Source organism: Bacillus nitroreducens, assembly GCF_964021195.1.
In genome coordinates, this window is the sequence record NZ_CAXHYI020000003.1 from 2520924 (window position 1) to 2538606 (window position 17683).

Genomic DNA, 17683 nt, shown 5'->3' on the forward strand with positions numbered 1-17683 from the left:
AGACTTCACGTTACCGTGGAGTCTATCTGTCCTTTTTTATGTTGTCAGAATCTTTCGGTTTTAATAAAGTCCAAAAAACATATAAAAGGATGTAATGTGAAGGAGGAATCGGGTTGTCTGAATTAAAACAAACACCATTATTTGAAGAGTATCAAAAGCATGGCGCCAAAACGATTGATTTTGGTGGGTGGGATCTCCCTGTCCAATTCTCAAGTATTAAGGAAGAACATGAAGCAGTTCGCACAAAAGTAGGCCTTTTTGATGTTTCGCACATGGGTGAAATTGAAGTGAAGGGAAAGGACAGCTTAGCTTATCTCCAGAAAATGATGACAAATGATGTTTCACTTTTAAAGAATGGTGCTACGCAATATACAGCAATGTGCTATGAAAATGGTGGAACAGTTGATGACTTACTTATCTATAAGAAATCCGATGAACATTATTTACTTGTTGTTAATGCATCAAATACAGAAAAAGATTTTAATTGGCTAAACGAACACATCTTTGGTGAGGTTGAAGTCGTGAATATCTCAGATGATATAGGACAAGTTGCGATTCAAGGACCACTTGCTGAAGCTGTTTTACAAAAACTAACAAACACAAACTTAAGTGATATTAAGAATTTTAAATTCCAAGACGATGTTGAAATCGCAGGTAAGAAAACTCTCGTATCTAGAACGGGCTACACAGGTGAAGATGGTTTCGAGGTATACTGCCAGGCTGAAGACACAGCTGCCATCTGGAACGCTATTTTGGAGGCTGGTGAACCTGAGGGAATCTTACCGTGTGGATTAGGTGCACGTGACACATTACGCTTTGAAGCAAATCTTGTACTTTATGGACAAGAGCTATCACCAGATATTACACCAATTGAAGCTGGCATCGGATTTGCAGTAAAACCAAATAAAGAAGTTGATTTTATTGGTAAATCCGTATTAAAACAGCAAAAAGAAGAAGGGGCTTCCCGAAAGCTTGTTGGAATCGAAATGATTGACAAAGGAATTCCCCGCCATGGTTATGAAGTATATATTGGGGAAGAGCAAGTTGGTGAAGTTACAACAGGTACACAATCTCCTACACTTCAAAAGAATATTGGTCTAGTGTTAATCAAATCAGAGCATGCCGAACTAGGAACAGAAGTTGAAGTTCAAGTTCGCAAAAAACGTTTAAAAGCAAAAGTGGTGGCAACACCATTCTATAAACGTCCAAAAAAATAAACGGATTGAAAGGGAAAGGGGTACATTCATGAAACATCGTTACTTACCTATGACGGAACAAGATAAAAACGAAATGCTTCAAGCAATCGGCGTCTCCACTGTCGAAGAGCTTTTTAGTGATATTCCAGAAAGTGTTCGATTTAAAGGTGAATACAATATTAAGAAAGCAAAATCTGAATCTGCTTTAATGAAAGAACTTTCTGCATTAGCAGCTAAAAACGCAGATTTACGCCATAATGCGTCATTCCTAGGTGCAGGTGTGTACGATCACTACATGCCAGTGATTGTGGATCATGTTCTTTCTCGTTCAGAGTTTTATACAGCATATACACCATACCAACCAGAGATTTCACAAGGGGAACTTCAAGCAATCTTTGAATTCCAAACGATGATTTGTGAACTAACAGGAATGGATGTAGCGAATTCTTCAATGTATGATGGGGGAACTTCACTTGCAGAAGCAGCAATGTTAGCTTCAGGTCACACAAAAAATAAAAAAGTTCTTGTTTCACAGGCCGTTCATCCTGAATCAAGACATGTTCTTGAAACATATGCAAGGGGTCAATATATTGAAGTGGTAGAAGTTCCAACAAAGAATGGTGTAACAGATGTGGAAGCACTCCAATCTTTAATGGATAGTGATGTGTCGTGTGTGATTGTTCAATATCCAAACTTCTTTGGTCAAATTGAACCGTTAAAAGAAATTGAGGCAGTTGCTCATACAGGGAAAAGCATGTTCGTCGTATCAAGTAATCCTTTAGCGTTGGGAGCACTAACACCTCCTGGGAAATTAGGTGCAGATATTGTAGTTGGGGATGCACAGCCATTTGGGATTCCTGCAGCATTTGGTGGTCCACACTGTGGATATTTCGCAGTAACATCAAAATTAATGCGTAAAGTCCCTGGTCGCCTCGTGGGTCAAACTGTAGATGAAGAAGGAAAACGTGGATTTGTTCTGACACTTCAAGCTCGTGAACAGCATATTCGCCGCGACAAAGCGACATCAAATATTTGTTCAAACCAAGCCTTGAATGCATTGGCAGCCTCTGTTGCAATGACTGCCTTAGGTAAAAAAGGTGTGAAAGAAATTGCGACACAAAACATTCAAAAAGCGTATTATGCGAAACAACAATTTAAAGCAAATGGTTTCGAAATTGCGTATGAAGGACCATTTTTCAATGAATTTGTTGTAAAAGTCGGAAAATCTGTAAGTGAAGCAAATGCTCGTTTACTAGAAAATGGAATTATTGGTGGATATGATTTAGGGCGTGACTACCCAGAACTAGAAGGACATATGTTAGTGGCAGTTACTGAACTTCGCTCGAAAGAAGAGATTGACACACTTGTAAAAGAATTGGGGGATAGCCATGAATAAGCAAGATCAACCATTAATTTTTGAATTATCGAAACCAGGTCGAATTGGTTATAGTTTGCCAGAGTTAGATGTACCAGAGGTGAACCTTGATGAAGTTATCCCAAGTGACTATCTTCGTGTAGAGGAGCCAGAGTTACCTGAAGTGTCTGAATTAGATATTATGCGTCACTATACAGCATTATCAAATCGTAACCACGGTGTAGATTCAGGTTTTTATCCTTTAGGTTCATGTACGATGAAATACAATCCGAAGATTAATGAAAATGTAGCTCGCTTTAACGGATTTGCTCACATCCATCCATTACAAGATGAAACTACTGTCCAAGGTGCGATGGAGCTTATGTATGATCTTCAAGAGCATCTCAAGGAAATTACAGGAATGGATGAAGTAACCCTTCAACCAGCAGCAGGTGCACATGGTGAATGGACTGGATTAATGATGATTCGTGCATTCCATGAAGCAAATAATGATACGGCTCGTACAAAAGTGATTGTTCCTGACTCTGCTCATGGAACAAACCCGGCATCTGCAACTGTCGCAGGTTTTGAAACTATTACAGTAAAATCAAATGAAGATGGTTTAGTTGATTTAGAGGATTTACGTCGCGTAGTTGGACCAGATACAGCTGCATTGATGTTAACAAACCCTAATACACTTGGACTGTTTGAAGAAGATATTATAGAAATGACTGAAATCATTCACTCTGCTGGTGGTAAAGTCTATTATGACGGAGCAAACTTGAACGCGGTTTTAAGTAAAGCACGCCCTGGAGACATGGGATTTGACGTTGTTCACTTAAACCTTCATAAGACATTTACTGGACCACATGGTGGAGGTGGACCTGGATCAGGACCAGTGGGTGTGAAGGCTGATCTTATTCCATACTTACCTAAACCAGTACTTATAAAAACAGAAGAAGGTTATCACTTTGACTATAATCGTCCACAATCAATCGGACGCGTAAAACCATTCTATGGTAACTTCGGTATCAATGTTCGTGCATATACGTATATTCGTTCAATGGGTCCAGACGGACTAAAAGCTGTAACTGAAAACGCAGTTATCAATGCAAACTATATGATGCGTCGACTAGAGCCATATTTTGACCTGCCATATGATAGACATTGTAAACACGAGTTTGTCATTTCAGGTAGACGTCAAAAGAAGCTCGGCGTTCGTACATTAGATATTGCAAAACGATTACTCGATTTTGGTTACCATCCACCAACCATCTACTTCCCGTTAAATGTTGAGGAATGTATGATGATCGAACCAACAGAAACAGAATCGAAAGAAACACTAGATTCATTCATTGAAGCAATGATTCAAATTGCAAAAGAAGCGGAAGAGAATCCAGAAATCGTTCAAGAAGCACCACATACAACAGTTGTTAGCCGTTTGGATGAAACTCTAGCAGCAAGAAAACCAGTTTTACGTTATCAAAAACAATAATAGATATTCTTATAGAAGAGATTCTTCCGAACTAGGAGGAATCTCTTTTGTTACCATAATTTACCGCGATTAAAAGTATTGTAAAATAAGTGGCGAGCTGATATTATAAGTTAAGTCAACACGATAACGTGATTGATTAAGTCACAACATTTTAAAGAGAAAAAAACTTAGAAAATAGTTGTTGACTTAAACGAATCAAAAATGTTATATTGTTAAAGTCGATTTTGAGCGATAGCCAAAAAAGTTCTTTGAAAACTGAACACAATACAAGCGTCAATGTTAATTCAATTTTTAAATTATTGAGCAATCAATACTCTATTGGAGAGTTTGATCCTGGCTCAGGATGAACGCTGGCGGCGTGCCTAATACATGCAAGTCGAGCGAATCTAAGGGAGCTTGCTCCCGAAGATTAGCGGCGGACGGGTGAGTAACACGTGGGCAACCTACCTGTAAGACTGGGATAACTTCGGGAAACCGGAGCTAATACCGGATAACATATGAGACCACATGGTCTTATATTAAAAGATGGCTTCTTGCTATCACTTACGGATGGGCCCGCGGCGCATTAGCTAGTTGGTGAGGTAACGGCTCACCAAGGCAACGATGCGTAGCCGACCTGAGAGGGTGATCGGCCACACTGGGACTGAGACACGGCCCAGACTCCTACGGGAGGCAGCAGTAGGGAATCTTCCGCAATGGACGAAAGTCTGACGGAGCAACGCCGCGTGAGCGAAGAAGGTCTTCGGATCGTAAAGCTCTGTTGTTAGGGAAGAACAAGTATCGTTCGAATAGGGCGGTACCTTGACGGTACCTAACCAGAAAGCCACGGCTAACTACGTGCCAGCAGCCGCGGTAATACGTAGGTGGCAAGCGTTATCCGGAATTATTGGGCGTAAAGCGCGCGCAGGCGGTCCTTTAAGTCTGATGTGAAAGCCCACGGCTCAACCGTGGAGGGTCATTGGAAACTGGGGGACTTGAGTGCAGAAGAGGAGAGCGGAATTCCACGTGTAGCGGTGAAATGCGTAGAGATGTGGAGGAACACCAGTGGCGAAGGCGGCTCTCTGGTCTGTAACTGACGCTGAGGCGCGAAAGCGTGGGGAGCGAACAGGATTAGATACCCTGGTAGTCCACGCCGTAAACGATGAGTGCTAAGTGTTAGAGGGTTTCCGCCCTTTAGTGCTGAAGTCAACGCATTAAGCACTCCGCCTGGGGAGTACGGTCGCAAGACTGAAACTCAAAGGAATTGACGGGGGCCCGCACAAGCGGTGGAGCATGTGGTTTAATTCGAAGCAACGCGAAGAACCTTACCAGGTCTTGACATCCTCTGACACTCCTAGAGATAGGACGTTCCCTTCGGGGACAGAGTGACAGGTGGTGCATGGTTGTCGTCAGCTCGTGTCGTGAGATGTTGGGTTAAGTCCCGCAACGAGCGCAACCCTTGATCTTAGTTGCCAGCATTCAGTTGGGCACTCTAAGGTGACTGCCGGTGACAAACCGGAGGAAGGTGGGGATGACGTCAAATCATCATGCCCCTTATGACCTGGGCTACACACGTGCTACAATGGATGGTACAAAGGGCAGCGAAACCGTGAGGTTAAGCCAATCCCATAAAACCATTCTCAGTTCGGATTGCAGGCTGCAACTCGCCTGCATGAAGCCGGAATCGCTAGTAATCGCGGATCAGCATGCCGCGGTGAATACGTTCCCGGGCCTTGTACACACCGCCCGTCACACCACGAGAGTTTGTAACACCCGAAGTCGGTGGGGTAACCGTAAGGAGCCAGCCGCCTAAGGTGGGACAGATGATTGGGGTGAAGTCGTAACAAGGTAGCCGTATCGGAAGGTGCGGCTGGATCACCTCCTTTCTAAGGAAAAAGTCGAAAAGCGAAGGTGACTGTTCAGCTTCGAAAAGTGCTGGAATTTCTGAAGGAAAAGTCAGTAGACTTTGACAGAAGAAGTGAAGCAATCTCGAGAGGCTAGGAACCGTAGCTAGACAATAGAAGTTCTACGAACTTCATAAAAAAGACGTTTTGTATTGTGGTCAGTTTTGAGAGTGCTTTTTGTACTTTCAAAGGTCGATTTTTGCCTTTCGCAAAAATCAATTGTGCTTGCGTCTGCAAGATTAGTCAATGATGATTAATTCCTCAGCGCAAAGCTACATGAAGACTATTCACTGATGTAAATCACGATGTGATTGATGTCAGTAACTTCGTTCTTTGAAAACTAGATAACGTAACAAAACATTCATTGAAGTAAGTTCTTTAAAACTTATAGGCGCATGAGAAGCGAAAAGTTCGACGAACTGATGGAGGAAGCACCAGAGCGTATTTAACGGTACGTGAGGATGCTGACGAGAGCAGTGACGAAGAAATTTGAAGCTTATCGAAGCCGACAGGTTAAGTTATAAAGGGCGCACGGTGGATGCCTAGGCACTAGGAGCCGATGAAGGACGGTACTAACACCGATATGCTTCGGGGAGCTGTAAGTAAGCATTGATCCGAAGATTTCCGAATGGGGAAACCCACTGCTCGTAATGGGGCAGTATCCTTACCTGAATTCATAGGGTAAGCGAAGGTAGACCTGGGGAACTGAAACATCTAAGTACCCAGAGGAAGAGAAAGCAAACGCGATTTCCTGAGTAGCGGCGAGCGAAACGGAAGATAGCCCAAACCAAGAGGCTTGCCTCTTGGGGTTGTAGGACACTCTATACGGAGTTACAAAAGAGCGAAGTAGACGAAGCGACCTGGAAAGGTCCGTCAGAGAAGGTAACAACCCTGTAGTCGAAACTTCGTTCTCTCTTGAGTGGATCCTGAGTACGGCGGGACACGTGAAATCCCGTCGGAAGCTGGGAGGACCATCTCCCAAGGCTAAATACTCCCTAGTGACCGATAGTGAACCAGTACCGTGAGGGAAAGGTGAAAAGCACCCCGGGAGGGGAGTGAAATAGAACCTGAAACCGTGTGCCTACAAGTAGTCAAAGCACATTCATGTGTGATGGCGTGCCTTTTGTAGAATGAACCGGCGAGTTACGATTACGTGCAAGGTTAAGTCGAAGAGACGGAGCCGCAGCGAAAGCGAGTCTGAATAGGGCGAATGAGTACGTGGTCGTAGACCCGAAACCAGGTGATCTACCCATGTCCAGGGTGAAGTTCAGGTAACACTGAATGGAGGCCCGAACCCACGTACGTTGAAAAGTGCGGGGATGAGGTGTGGGTAGCGGAGAAATTCCAATCGAACTTGGAGATAGCTGGTTCTCTCCGAAATAGCTTTAGGGCTAGCCTCGAGTATAGAGTCTTGGAGGTAGAGCACTGATTGGACTAGGGGCCCTCATCGGGTTACCGAATTCAGTCAAACTCCGAATGCCAAAGACTTGATTCTCGGGAGTCAGACTGCGAGTGATAAGATCCGTAGTCAAGAGGGAAACAGCCCAGACCACCAGCTAAGGTCCCAAAGTATACGTTAAGTGGAAAAGGATGTGGAGTTGCTTAGACAACCAGGATGTTGGCTTAGAAGCAGCCACCATTTAAAGAGTGCGTAATAGCTCACTGGTCGAGTGACTCTGCGCCGAAAATGTACCGGGGCTAAACGTATCACCGAAGCTGTGGATTGTTCTTACGAACAATGGTAGGAGAGCGTTCTAAGCGCAGCGAAGTCAGACCGTGAGGACTGGTGGAGCGCTTAGAAGTGAGAATGCTGGTATGAGTAGCGAAAGAGGGGTGAGAATCCCCTCCACCGAATGCCTAAGGTTTCCTGAGGAAGGCTCGTCCGCTCAGGGTTAGTCGGGACCTAAGCCGAGGCTGAAAAGCGTAGGCGATGGACAACAGGTTGATATTCCTGTACCACCTCTTTACCGTTTGAGCAATGGAGGGACGCAGGAGGATAGGGTAAGCGCACTGTTGGATATGTGCGTCCAAGCAGTTAGACTGGTAAGTAGGCAAATCCGCTTACCGTCAGGTTGAGCTGTGATGGCGAGGGAAATAAAGTACCGAAGTTCCTGATTCCACACTGCCAAGAAAAGCTTCTAGCGAGGTAAATGGTGCCCGTACCGCAAACCGACACAGGTAGGCGAGGAGAGAATCCTAAGGTGATCGAGAGAACTCTCGTTAAGGAACTCGGCAAAATGACCCCGTAACTTCGGGAGAAGGGGTGCTTTTTAGGGTGCATAGCCCTGAAAAGCCGCAGTGAATAGGCCCAGGCGACTGTTTAGCAAAAACACAGGTCTCTGCGAAGCCGCAAGGCGAAGTATAGGGGCTGACACCTGCCCGGTGCTGGAAGGTTAAGAGGAGGGGTTAGCGCAAGCGAAGCTCTGAATCGAAGCCCCAGTAAACGGCGGCCGTAACTATAACGGTCCTAAGGTAGCGAAATTCCTTGTCAGGTAAGTTCTGACCCGCACGAAAGGTGTAACGATCTGGGCACTGTCTCAACGAGAGACTCGGTGAAATTATAGTACCTGTGAAGATGCAGGTTACCCGCGACAGGACGGAAAGACCCCGTGGAGCTTTACTGCAACCTGATATTGAATTTTGGTACAGCTTGTACAGGATAGGTAGGAGCCTTGGAAGCCGGAGCGCTAGCTTCGGTGGAGGCGTCGGTGGGATACTACCCTGGCTGTATTGAAATTCTAACCCGAAGGCCTTATCGGCCTTGGAGACAGTGTCAGGTGGGCAGTTTGACTGGGGCGGTCGCCTCCTAAAGAGTAACGGAGGCGCCCAAAGGTTCCCTCAGAATGGTTGGAAATCATTCGTAGAGTGTAAAGGCACAAGGGAGCTTGACTGCGAGACCTACAAGTCGAGCAGGGACGAAAGTCGGGCTTAGTGATCCGGTGGTTCCGCATGGAAGGGCCATCGCTCAACGGATAAAAGCTACCCCGGGGATAACAGGCTTATCTCCCCCAAGAGTCCACATCGACGGGGAGGTTTGGCACCTCGATGTCGGCTCATCGCATCCTGGGGCTGTAGTCGGTCCCAAGGGTTGGGCTGTTCGCCCATTAAAGCGGTACGCGAGCTGGGTTCAGAACGTCGTGAGACAGTTCGGTCCCTATCCGTCGTGGGCGTAGGAAATTTGAGAGGAGCTGTCCTTAGTACGAGAGGACCGGGATGGACACACCGCTGGTGTACCAGTTGTCCTGCCAAGGGCATAGCTGGGTAGCTATGTGTGGAAGGGATAAGTGCTGAAAGCATCTAAGCATGAAGCCCCCCTCAAGATGAGATTTCCCATAGTGTTAAACTAGTAAGATCCCTCGAAGATGACGAGGTTGATAGGTCAGAGGTGGAAGCATGGTGACATGTGCAGCTGACTGATACTAATCGATCGAGGACTTAACCAAATAGAATTGCGAAGGCGACTGTATAGGAGCCGTAGCAAGACATAAATGAATGTGCGTGCGTTATCTAGTTTTGAAGGAATGAATCCTTCTTATAGTTTAGTGACGATAGCGAAGAGGTCACACCCGTTCCCATACCGAACACGGAAGTTAAGCTCTTCAGCGCCGATGGTAGTTGGGGCATTGCCCCTGTGAGAGTAGGACGTCGCTAAGCACCTAAAAGATCAACCGATGTGGTTGATCTTTTTTGTATTTAAAAACAAGATCTTTGGAAAAGTAGTTTGTGGTTAGAGTTAGATTTGGACCCTTTGTCACTAATCTGTAAAATCAAAATGGTTTAGCCTAATCGGTATATGAACAAGCTACAACACGATAAATGGTATACCGCAAATATCCTAGCCCATATTTTAACCCTTCAAAATTTTTTCTGCGTTTGTAGTTCATTTCGTTCTATTTAAACATTAGCTAACAAAGCCCCTAAGAATGGTAATAATAGTGCAACGATCCAAAGTGGTGGGAAGAACATTCGTGACTTTCTTACTCTCTTAGGTGGAAGGCTAAATTGATAAATACTCAAATGTAAACTATTCATAATAGCAAATATCAAAGTTGTTCCAATAAAACTCGATATAAGTGATGTAAAATAGTAAGCTGTAAATTTATCGTTGAATGGTACTTGGATGATTAAGAATGTTAATAACACTGCTATTAGAATAATTATAAATATGATCCTGAAGTTTTTTATAATCTGTTTTGGTGAATTTGCTAAAGCATCCAAAACGGTGGTATCTTCCAAGACAATTAAGAATGGTGTCAGTGAGAAAAAGATTACAATTAGAATTGTTAGTACTGCCAGTGGCCAGTATAGATTAGCCAAAAAAATAAGAATGCTACTATAAATAAATTGCATGATCGAAAACACGACCATTCTTTTGAAATAGTATGGGGCAATTTTAAGTATTGAATATGTATTATCAGGTCCCTCCAGAAAACACTTTATCGAACCAAGGTACATGCTTAGTGCATAGCTTTTTATTAAGATAATTAGAACTGTAGCAACGAAAGTGAGTGGCCAGTTACTTGTAGTTGGCATATTTGATAAAAGTGATAGATTATCTAATGGTAACATCCAATATGGTATATAAAAATCAAAGCGATGAAAGGAAAACAAAGAGAAGCCTAGAAAAACTCCCACAACTTGGGTAATCGTTAGAGTCAGATGTATCATTAGTGGAATGATGATGAGTCTGGGATGGTAGATGGTATGATGTAATCCGATCAATAAATTCAAATAGAAACACCTCGGTCTAATTGATGAAAAAACCTATTCCAATGGCGGAATAGGTTATTTTTTCTTTATTTTACCTGACCATTTCTTAAATCCACCTTGTAGTTGGTAGAGGTCTTTGTAACCATTTTTACGAAGTAGTTGGGCTGCACGACCACTACGAACTGTATTTTGGCAGTAAAGGTAGACTGGTTTGTCAGGTCTGATTTCAGTTAAACGCTGTTTCATTTGGGATAAAGGTATGTTACGTGCTCCTAGAATGTGACCCCCGTCAAATTCGTTCGGTTCACGGACGTCTATTAATTGTGCTTTACGATATCCTTCACGGAACTGTTCTTCCGTTAAAACAGTTACAATTTTACGTTGGTAGAAGAATGTAAATATTCCGTATGCGATGATTGCACCTAAAACAATTAAAAGTATTTCCAAAATCAATCTACTCCTTTTTCTATCTCTCATTTTCTATTATATTCGTGTGACATAAAAGAATCAAAGGAATTCTCTGGAGTATTTAATTTTGCATTTCAATCTCCTTTTGATAGACTAAATAAGGCAGACTATTATAGAACAAAGAAGGTTTTATTATGGGTAAAGAGGTATGGAGATTTATCGATTCAGGACATTGCTCGCCTGAGTTTAATATGGCTTTAGATGAAGCTTTGCTGGATTGGAACAGTGAGGGTAAAATCCCTCCAACAGTTCGATTTTATGGATGGAACCCACCGACTCTATCAATTGGTTATTTTCAAAAAGTAGAAAGAGAAATCGATTTAGATGCTGTGAAAAAATACGGACTAGGTTTTGTTAGACGCCCTACTGGTGGTAGAGGTGTTTTACATGATAAGGAACTTACTTATAGTGTAATTGTTTCAGAGGATCATCCTGAGATGCCTCAAACAGTAACAGAAGCTTATCGTGTGATTTCAGAAGGGGTCCTGCAGGGATTTCGAAAATTGGGACTGGATGCATACTTTGCGATTCCAAGAACGGCTGAGGAACGAGAAGGTTTAAAAAATCCACGTTCAGCTGTTTGTTTCGATGCACCTTCATGGTACGAGCTTGTTGTTGAAGGTCGAAAGGTAGCAGGAAGTGCACAAACAAGACAAAAGGGTGTTATTCTCCAACACGGTTCCATACTACTAGATATAGATGAAGATAAATTATTTGATCTATTTAAATATTCTAGTGACCGCGTAAGAGAAAGAATGCAGCGAAATTTTAAAAATAAGGCAGTTGCAATAAATGCTCTAAGGAAGACGCCAGTAACGATAGATGAAGCTAAACAAGCTTTTAAAGAGGGGTTTGAGGAAGGACTAGATATTGTACTTGAACCTTATCAATTAACAGATGAAGAATTGAACTATGTTCATGAAATCGCAGAAAAAAGATATAAAAACGATGCTTGGAATTTTAAAAGATAAAGTGAAACTTTAACATTAGGGTTTCTTTCATTCCATAATGATTTTTAGTTAAACCAATCGGGCATTTACGGGCAGTTATTCACTACCTAAATCCTTATGATTTTACATAAGCTTGGGTGGTGTTACTGCCGTTAATGTAAAAATAACGACTTTTTTTAGTCGTTTTTTTCTTGGCCAAATTGCCTAGCGTTTGATATTATTAGCTTTGGCCTTTTTTAAGGAAAATCAAGTGACAAAATTCTTCAAAAAAGATGAAAAAATGAAGTTTACCTAGTTTTTCCTCTGTTTTGCTATATATTTTATACTATTATCCGTTTGACAAAATAGATTTCATTTATCTAAAAATCAATATGTAGTGGTGTTGAAAAATAAATTAATACTATATATTGATATTTGTGTTGTCTTTCATATAGATATATGATACTTTATTTTTATCACATAAAATACAACAACTTTGTTTTAATAGATTTTAAAGGGAGATGTGGGAATGACTGTTGTGCTAGAAAAAATGAATATTAATGTAGAAAGGTTAAACCAGGACATACGCCTTTTTCCTCAAGTCCATCCGGTAACGGAGGATATGAAGATTACTCATAAGGGCGTGTCAAGGCTAGTTATGCTCGATCGGTATACATTCAAAGATACCGAAAAGATTACTCTAGCAGAAGGTGACTTTGTTGTCCTTACGATCAAGGAAGATCCAAAATTCCCTGCGCGTGGTTTAGGCTACATCGTTGATATTGATTGGGAACAGAAAACTGCACAGGTGCTAGTAGAAGAAGAGTACCGTGGCGTGTTGGACAAACCTGAAGAGATAGAGACAGGTATTGTAAATCGTTCGCTTGATGTCATCGAGAAACCACTGGAGATCTTCTATGAGCAAATTGCAAAGAGAAATGCCACTGGTTTAGCTTCCGTTGAGGAAACGGAGGAAAAACGTCAGGAATGGTTTGAGAAGTTCTATCAAGAACTTGTGTCTCTTAACTTTATACCAGCAGGACGTGTTCTCTATGGAGCAGGTGCGGATACAGAGGTAACGTATTTTAACTGTTACGTAATGCCATATGTACAGGACTCTCGTGAAGGCATTTCTGAGCACCGTAAACAAGTTATGGAAATTATGAGCCGTGGTGGCGGTGTAGGAACAAATGGTTCTACATTACGTCCACGTAACACACTAGCACGCGGTGTAAATGGTAAGTCATCTGGTTCCGTTTCATGGCTTGATGACATTGCAAAATTAACACATCTTGTTGAACAGGGCGGATCAAGACGTGGTGCTCAAATGATTATGCTCCAGTCGGATCACCCAGATATTATTGAATTTATTATTTCGAAGATGCAAAATCCAAGAATTCTTCGTTATTTAATTGAAAATACAGAAGATGCAACCATTAAAAAATATGCAGAAGAAAAGTTAAAATTTACACCATTTACTGAGCAAGAAATTCAAATGTACCAAGGTATTGTGAATTACAGACACATCCCTGGTTATGGTGGATTTAGCGAAAAGATTATTAAAGATGCTGAACAAAAGTTAAAAACGGGTGGAACATATAGTGTTCATAATCCAGAGTTTTTAACTGGAGCAAATATCTCAGTTTGTATCACAAAAGATTTTATGCAAGCTGTTGAAGAAGATAAAATGTACGAACTGAAATTCCCAGATGTGGAAAGTTACAATGAAGAAGAAATGAAAATCTACAATGAAGAGTGGCACAAAGTGGGAGACGTACGTGAGTGGGAAAAGCTCGGACATAAAGTACGTGTGTACCGTAAGATTAGAGCTAAGGAACTTTGGAACCTAATCAATATTTGTGCAACTTATGCTGCAGAACCAGGCATTTTCTTCATTGATAATGCTAACGACATGACTAACGCGCAAAGCTATGGTCAAAAAGTAGTTGCAACAAATCCGTGTGGTGAGCAGCCTCTCGCACCTTACAGTGTTTGTAACCTTGCAGCTGTGAACTTAGCTGAAATGGTGAATAAAGATACGAAAACTGTGAACTTTGAAAAGCTTAAGCAAACAGTTGAAGTTGGCGTAAGAATGCAAGACAACGTAATTGATGCAACTCCATACTTCCTAGAAGAAAACAAAAAACAAGCATTAGGTGAGCGCCGTGTCGGTCTTGGTGTAATGGGATTACACGACATGCTAATCTACTGTGAAACCGAGTATGGTTCAGAAGAAGGAAATAAGCTAGTTGACAAAGTATTTGAAACAATCGCGACGACTGCTTACCGTGCTTCTATTGAGCTTGCAAAAGAAAAAGGAAGCTTCCCATTCTTAGAAGGAAATTCTCCAGAGGATGGAAATCGTATTAGAGAAGCATTTATTCATACTGGATATATGCAAAAAATGCCAGAAGATATAAAAGAAGGTATCAAACAACACGGAATTCGTAACTCACACTTACTTACTGTTGCACCTACGGGTAGCACAGGAACGATGGTTGGTGTTTCAACAGGTTTAGAACCATACTTCTCATTCTCTTATTTCAGAAGTGGACGCCTAGGTAAGTTTATCGAAGTAAAAGCTGATATCGTTCAAGAATATTTAGACCAACATCCAGAAACAGATCCAAACAACCTACCAAACTGGTTTGTTTCAGCGATGGAGCTTTCACCTGAAGCTCATGCGGATGTTCAGTGTGTGATTCAGCGTTGGATTGACAGCTCTATTAGTAAGACAGTTAATGCACCGAGAGGGTATACTGTATCACAAGTAGAAGCGGTATATGAGCGCCTCTATAAAGGTGGAGCAAAGGGTGGGACGGTTTATGTTGATGGAAGCCGTGACTCTCAAGTTCTTACATTAAAAGCTGAAGAAAATACGTTTGAGGACACAGAGGAAACAACTGAGGAAAAAACACAGAACCGAGTGGTTCTAATGGACACGATAATGGACTTACGTCAAACGGATGTGACAATTGGCTCTGAAGTAGGCGACACTTGTCCAGTTTGTCGTCAAGGTACTGTTGAAGACCTTGGTGGATGTAACACATGTACAAACTGTAACGCACAACTTAAATGTGGTCTTTAATATACCGTTCAAGAAGGAATCTTAAAACTAGATTCCTTCTTTTTTTATCCGATAAAAATTCATACGTACTAAAACCCAAGCATAGCGCTTAAAAATGTAATAAGGCTCTGTTTTAATGGGAGGGGTACGAATGTTAATCGATGGCGTTTTTTCAGGTGGAGGTATCAAAGGGTTTGCACTAATAGGTGCATACCAAGCAATTGAAGCGAAGGGGTTCGTTTTTAAGAGGTTAGCTGGTACTAGTGCGGGATCTTTAATCGCAGCTTTAATTTCAGTTGGATACACAAGTAATGAGATTATCAAGCTCATGGAGGAATTAAACCTCGGTGATTTTTTAGATGAACGTAAAACTCCGTTGAACACTCCGTTAACAAAGTGGCTTCTCCTCTATTGGCGACTAGGTCTTTATAAAGGTGATATGTTAGAAAAATGGATTTATCAAAAACTACGGGAAAAAGGTGTTGTGACCTTTCAGAACATGCCTAAAGGGAAATTAAGGATTATTGCATCAGACTTAACGAATGGAAGAATTATGGTTTTACCAGATGATTTAGAGAGATATGGGATTCACCCTGGTTCCTTTTCAGTTGCAAAAGCTGTTCGGATGAGTTGTAGTCTTCCATATTTCTTTGAGCCTGTCCGCTTGAAAGATTCTCGTGGAAGCACGATTGTCGTGGATGGTGGGGTATTATCAAATTTTCCAATTTGGCTATTTGATGAAGAAAAAAAGATGAAAAAACGCCCCGTACTTGGAATTAGACTTAGTGGTAACAATCAGCAGCAACATCAAAATAATGTACGAAATGCTATCGATATGTTTGGAGCCCTCTTCGAAACAATGAAAAATGCACATGATGCACGTTATATTTCGCGCCGACATGAAAAGAATATTATTTTTATTCCAGTGGAAAGCAATCTGACAACTGAATTTGGCGTTACGGAAGAAAAGAAACTAGAGCTTATTCAACTTGGAAAAATGCGCACTGAGGCCTTTTTAAGAACCTGGGGTTATTAAACTTGATGAGAAGAATCAACAAAAAAAACTTCATTCAGCCTTTTGCCGAATAAAGTTAAAATAATGCTCGATTCTTCTTTTTTCCCTTTTTTCCTTCAATGACTGTCAGGTGTGTCGTATTCGTTTTTCGCTTTTTATGAATAGACGCTACAGTTGATCGTTTTGATGCGCTTGGAGTAGATTTCCTACCCACTCCCAAACTCTGTGATTTTCTCTGACTTCCTGCTTTAAAGCGTTTCTTAGATTGCTTTACTGCGCGTAAATAAGCGGAATTTTCCTTTCCTCCCATTCGTCGACTAATCACAAATTTATATAGTAGAAAGATGATACCAGCGAATAGGAAAATCATACCGGCTTGAACCAGTAAGGAACTGGGGTTGGTGAAAAGGGTATAAACAAAACCAAGTGCTCCTAATCCTAGTAAAATCATTACGACTATATTTGATTTACGACGACCCATGAGATGCACCTCCTGAAAGCTATACTTATATTGTATTAAAAACTTATTATGTTGTTTCCCATATTTCATCGATTTGTTAAAGAATTTCAAAATAAAATACTTCTTATTATCTATATTCTACAAGATATGTGAATAAACCTCTATGATAACGATGACATTTATAAGAAAATTGTTTTTTATTCTTATCAACATTTACTATTCTACCCAGATAATTCCAATGCTACACATTTTTCGATAAATCTTTTCAAAATAGATTGAAAAAAATCGGGACATACTAGCAAATGGAGGTGTTAGATGTGGTAGATGCACAGAAGAAAGATCCAGAACTTGAACAGAACAAAAAAGATAGTGAGATGTCTTTGATGGGTAAAGTTGTTGTCATTGGATTGTTCGGGGGGATTTTTTGGAGTTTGCTTTCCTACTTCACGTATATTTTTCATTTTACAGAGCTTAGCCCTAATCTAGTTCTTAAGCCATGGATTCTTGGTGATTGGAAAAATCGCGTGTTAGGCCAGTTTATTGGAATTTTTGTGATTGGTATCATTTCAATTGGTGTTGCACTTTTATACTATGCATTATTAAAGAAATTTCAATCCATTTGGGTGGGTGCTGCATTCGGTTTAGTCTTGTGGCTCATTGTCTTTTATGTGTTTAATCCCATCTTTCCAGATATTAAAACAGTGGCAGAATTAGAACGTAATACAGTTATTACTACTATATGCTTTTATATCCTTTATGGTGTCTTTATTGGCTATTCCATTTCGTTTGAAGAAAATGAAATGAGGAGCGAACGCCAAGTTGTCACTACAAATGAGTAGTTAAAGACCGAAGAGATATGATAGAATGTTCTTGTTTGAACATTCTATTTTATATGAGAGTTCAAAAAGGAGTATGAAAGGACGAAAGGCATGTCCATATGACTTTGTCGTAGTGAGCATATGCATTGCGTCGAAAATTCAAGGTGAAACCATTTCTGCAGCAAGCCAACTACTTGATTTACTTGGGAATTTACTACGATTATGGTGCTTGGAGTCATAAGCTTCTAAACTTAGTAGTTCACCATGCACAAAGGTGATGTCCCTAGA

The 17683-nt window shown here is 41.3% G+C and carries 10 protein-coding genes and 3 rRNA genes; 10 read left to right on the forward strand and 3 right to left on the reverse strand.

All coding sequences use genetic code 11. From position 1 onward, the window contains the following. Window positions 1-113 precede the first annotated feature (113 nt). The 6 genes from gcvT to rrf all read left to right on the forward strand — a co-directional run bounded on the left by gcvT (window position 114) and on the right by rrf (window position 9582). Window positions 114-1217 carry a glycine cleavage system aminomethyltransferase GcvT gene (gene gcvT / locus ACWPVE_RS16105; RefSeq protein ID WP_453995057.1) on the forward strand — a complete coding sequence of 368 codons (1104 nt, stop codon included), beginning with the start codon at window positions 114-116 and terminating at the stop codon, window positions 1215-1217. A gap of 28 nt (window positions 1218-1245) precedes the next feature. Beyond that, window positions 1246-2592 carry an aminomethyl-transferring glycine dehydrogenase subunit GcvPA gene (gene gcvPA / locus ACWPVE_RS16110; RefSeq protein ID WP_453995059.1) on the forward strand — a complete coding sequence of 449 codons (1347 nt, stop codon included), beginning with the start codon at window positions 1246-1248 and terminating at the stop codon, window positions 2590-2592. Then, window positions 2585-4045 (forward strand): aminomethyl-transferring glycine dehydrogenase subunit GcvPB, encoded by a 1461-nt coding sequence (gene gcvPB / locus ACWPVE_RS16115; RefSeq protein ID WP_453995061.1) that lies wholly within the window; start codon window positions 2585-2587, stop codon window positions 4043-4045. Before gcvPA ends, gcvPB begins: the two co-directional genes overlap by 8 nt. Window positions 4046-4360: 315 nt before the next feature. Beyond that, window positions 4361-5910 (forward strand): 16S ribosomal RNA (locus tag ACWPVE_RS16120). A gap of 529 nt (window positions 5911-6439) precedes the next feature. Next, a 23S ribosomal RNA gene (locus ACWPVE_RS16125) occupies window positions 6440-9371 on the forward strand. 95 nt (window positions 9372-9466) lie between these two features. Continuing rightward, window positions 9467-9582: ribosomal RNA gene (gene rrf / locus ACWPVE_RS16130) — 5S ribosomal RNA — on the forward strand. The 16S, 23S and 5S rRNA genes sit together here, the layout of an rRNA operon. 240 nt (window positions 9583-9822) lie before the next feature. Here rrf and ACWPVE_RS16135 read toward each other — a convergent pair. After that, window positions 9823-10659 carry a hypothetical protein gene (locus ACWPVE_RS16135; protein WP_453995063.1) on the reverse strand — a complete coding sequence of 279 codons (837 nt, stop codon included), beginning with the start codon at window positions 10657-10659 and terminating at the stop codon, window positions 9823-9825. A 54-nt stretch (window positions 10660-10713) separates the two neighbouring features. After that, complete coding sequence (locus ACWPVE_RS16140; protein ID WP_453995065.1) at window positions 10714-11115, reverse strand: rhodanese-like domain-containing protein; 402 nt, start codon at window positions 11113-11115, stop codon at window positions 10714-10716. Window positions 11116-11240: 125 nt separating this feature from the next. Between ACWPVE_RS16140 and ACWPVE_RS16145 the strand changes: the two genes are divergently transcribed. The 3 genes from ACWPVE_RS16145 to ACWPVE_RS16155 all read left to right on the forward strand — a co-directional run bounded on the left by ACWPVE_RS16145 (window position 11241) and on the right by ACWPVE_RS16155 (window position 16138). Further along, on the forward strand, window positions 11241-12077 hold the full coding sequence (locus tag ACWPVE_RS16145; protein ID WP_453995067.1) for a lipoate--protein ligase family protein: 837 nt from the start codon (window positions 11241-11243) through the stop codon (window positions 12075-12077). Between the two features lie 487 nt (window positions 12078-12564). Then, window positions 12565-15123 carry a vitamin B12-dependent ribonucleotide reductase gene (locus tag ACWPVE_RS16150; RefSeq protein WP_453995069.1) on the forward strand — a complete coding sequence of 853 codons (2559 nt, stop codon included), beginning with the start codon at window positions 12565-12567 and terminating at the stop codon, window positions 15121-15123. Window positions 15124-15253: 130 nt separating this feature from the next. Beyond that, window positions 15254-16138 (forward strand): patatin-like phospholipase family protein, encoded by an 885-nt coding sequence (locus ACWPVE_RS16155; RefSeq protein ID WP_453995071.1) that lies wholly within the window; start codon window positions 15254-15256, stop codon window positions 16136-16138. 55 nt (window positions 16139-16193) lie between these two features. On the opposite strand, the gene ACWPVE_RS16160 is transcribed toward ACWPVE_RS16155, so the two are convergent. Next, window positions 16194-16598 (reverse strand): SA1362 family protein, encoded by a 405-nt coding sequence (locus ACWPVE_RS16160; protein ID WP_453995073.1) that lies wholly within the window; start codon window positions 16596-16598, stop codon window positions 16194-16196. A 281-nt stretch (window positions 16599-16879) separates the two neighbouring features. On the opposite strand from ACWPVE_RS16160, the gene ACWPVE_RS16165 reads away from it, so the two are divergent. Beyond that, window positions 16880-17416, forward strand: a complete 537-nt coding sequence (locus tag ACWPVE_RS16165; RefSeq protein WP_453995075.1) for a YqhR family membrane protein — start codon at window positions 16880-16882, stop codon at window positions 17414-17416. Window positions 17417-17683: the final 267 nt, after the last annotated feature.

Excerpts from the sequence above, each read along its gene's own strand:
- gcvPA (WP_453995059.1), top strand. The coding sequence starts at position 1,246 with ATGAAACATCGTTACTTACCTATGACGGAACAAGATAAAAACGAAATG.
- gcvPB (WP_453995061.1), top strand. The coding sequence starts at position 2,585 with ATGAATAAGCAAGATCAACCATTAATTTTTGAATTATCGAAACCAGGT.
- ACWPVE_RS16140 (WP_453995065.1), bottom strand. The coding sequence starts at position 11,115 with ATGAGAGATAGAAAAAGGAGTAGATTGATTTTGGAAATACTTTTAATT.
- ACWPVE_RS16145 (WP_453995067.1), top strand. The coding sequence starts at position 11,241 with ATGGGTAAAGAGGTATGGAGATTTATCGATTCAGGACATTGCTCGCCT.
- ACWPVE_RS16150 (WP_453995069.1), top strand. The coding sequence starts at position 12,565 with ATGACTGTTGTGCTAGAAAAAATGAATATTAATGTAGAAAGGTTAAAC.
- ACWPVE_RS16155 (WP_453995071.1), top strand. The coding sequence starts at position 15,254 with ATGTTAATCGATGGCGTTTTTTCAGGTGGAGGTATCAAAGGGTTTGCA.
- ACWPVE_RS16160 (WP_453995073.1), bottom strand. The coding sequence starts at position 16,598 with ATGGGTCGTCGTAAATCAAATATAGTCGTAATGATTTTACTAGGATTA.
- ACWPVE_RS16165 (WP_453995075.1), top strand. The coding sequence starts at position 16,880 with ATGGAGGTGTTAGATGTGGTAGATGCACAGAAGAAAGATCCAGAACTT.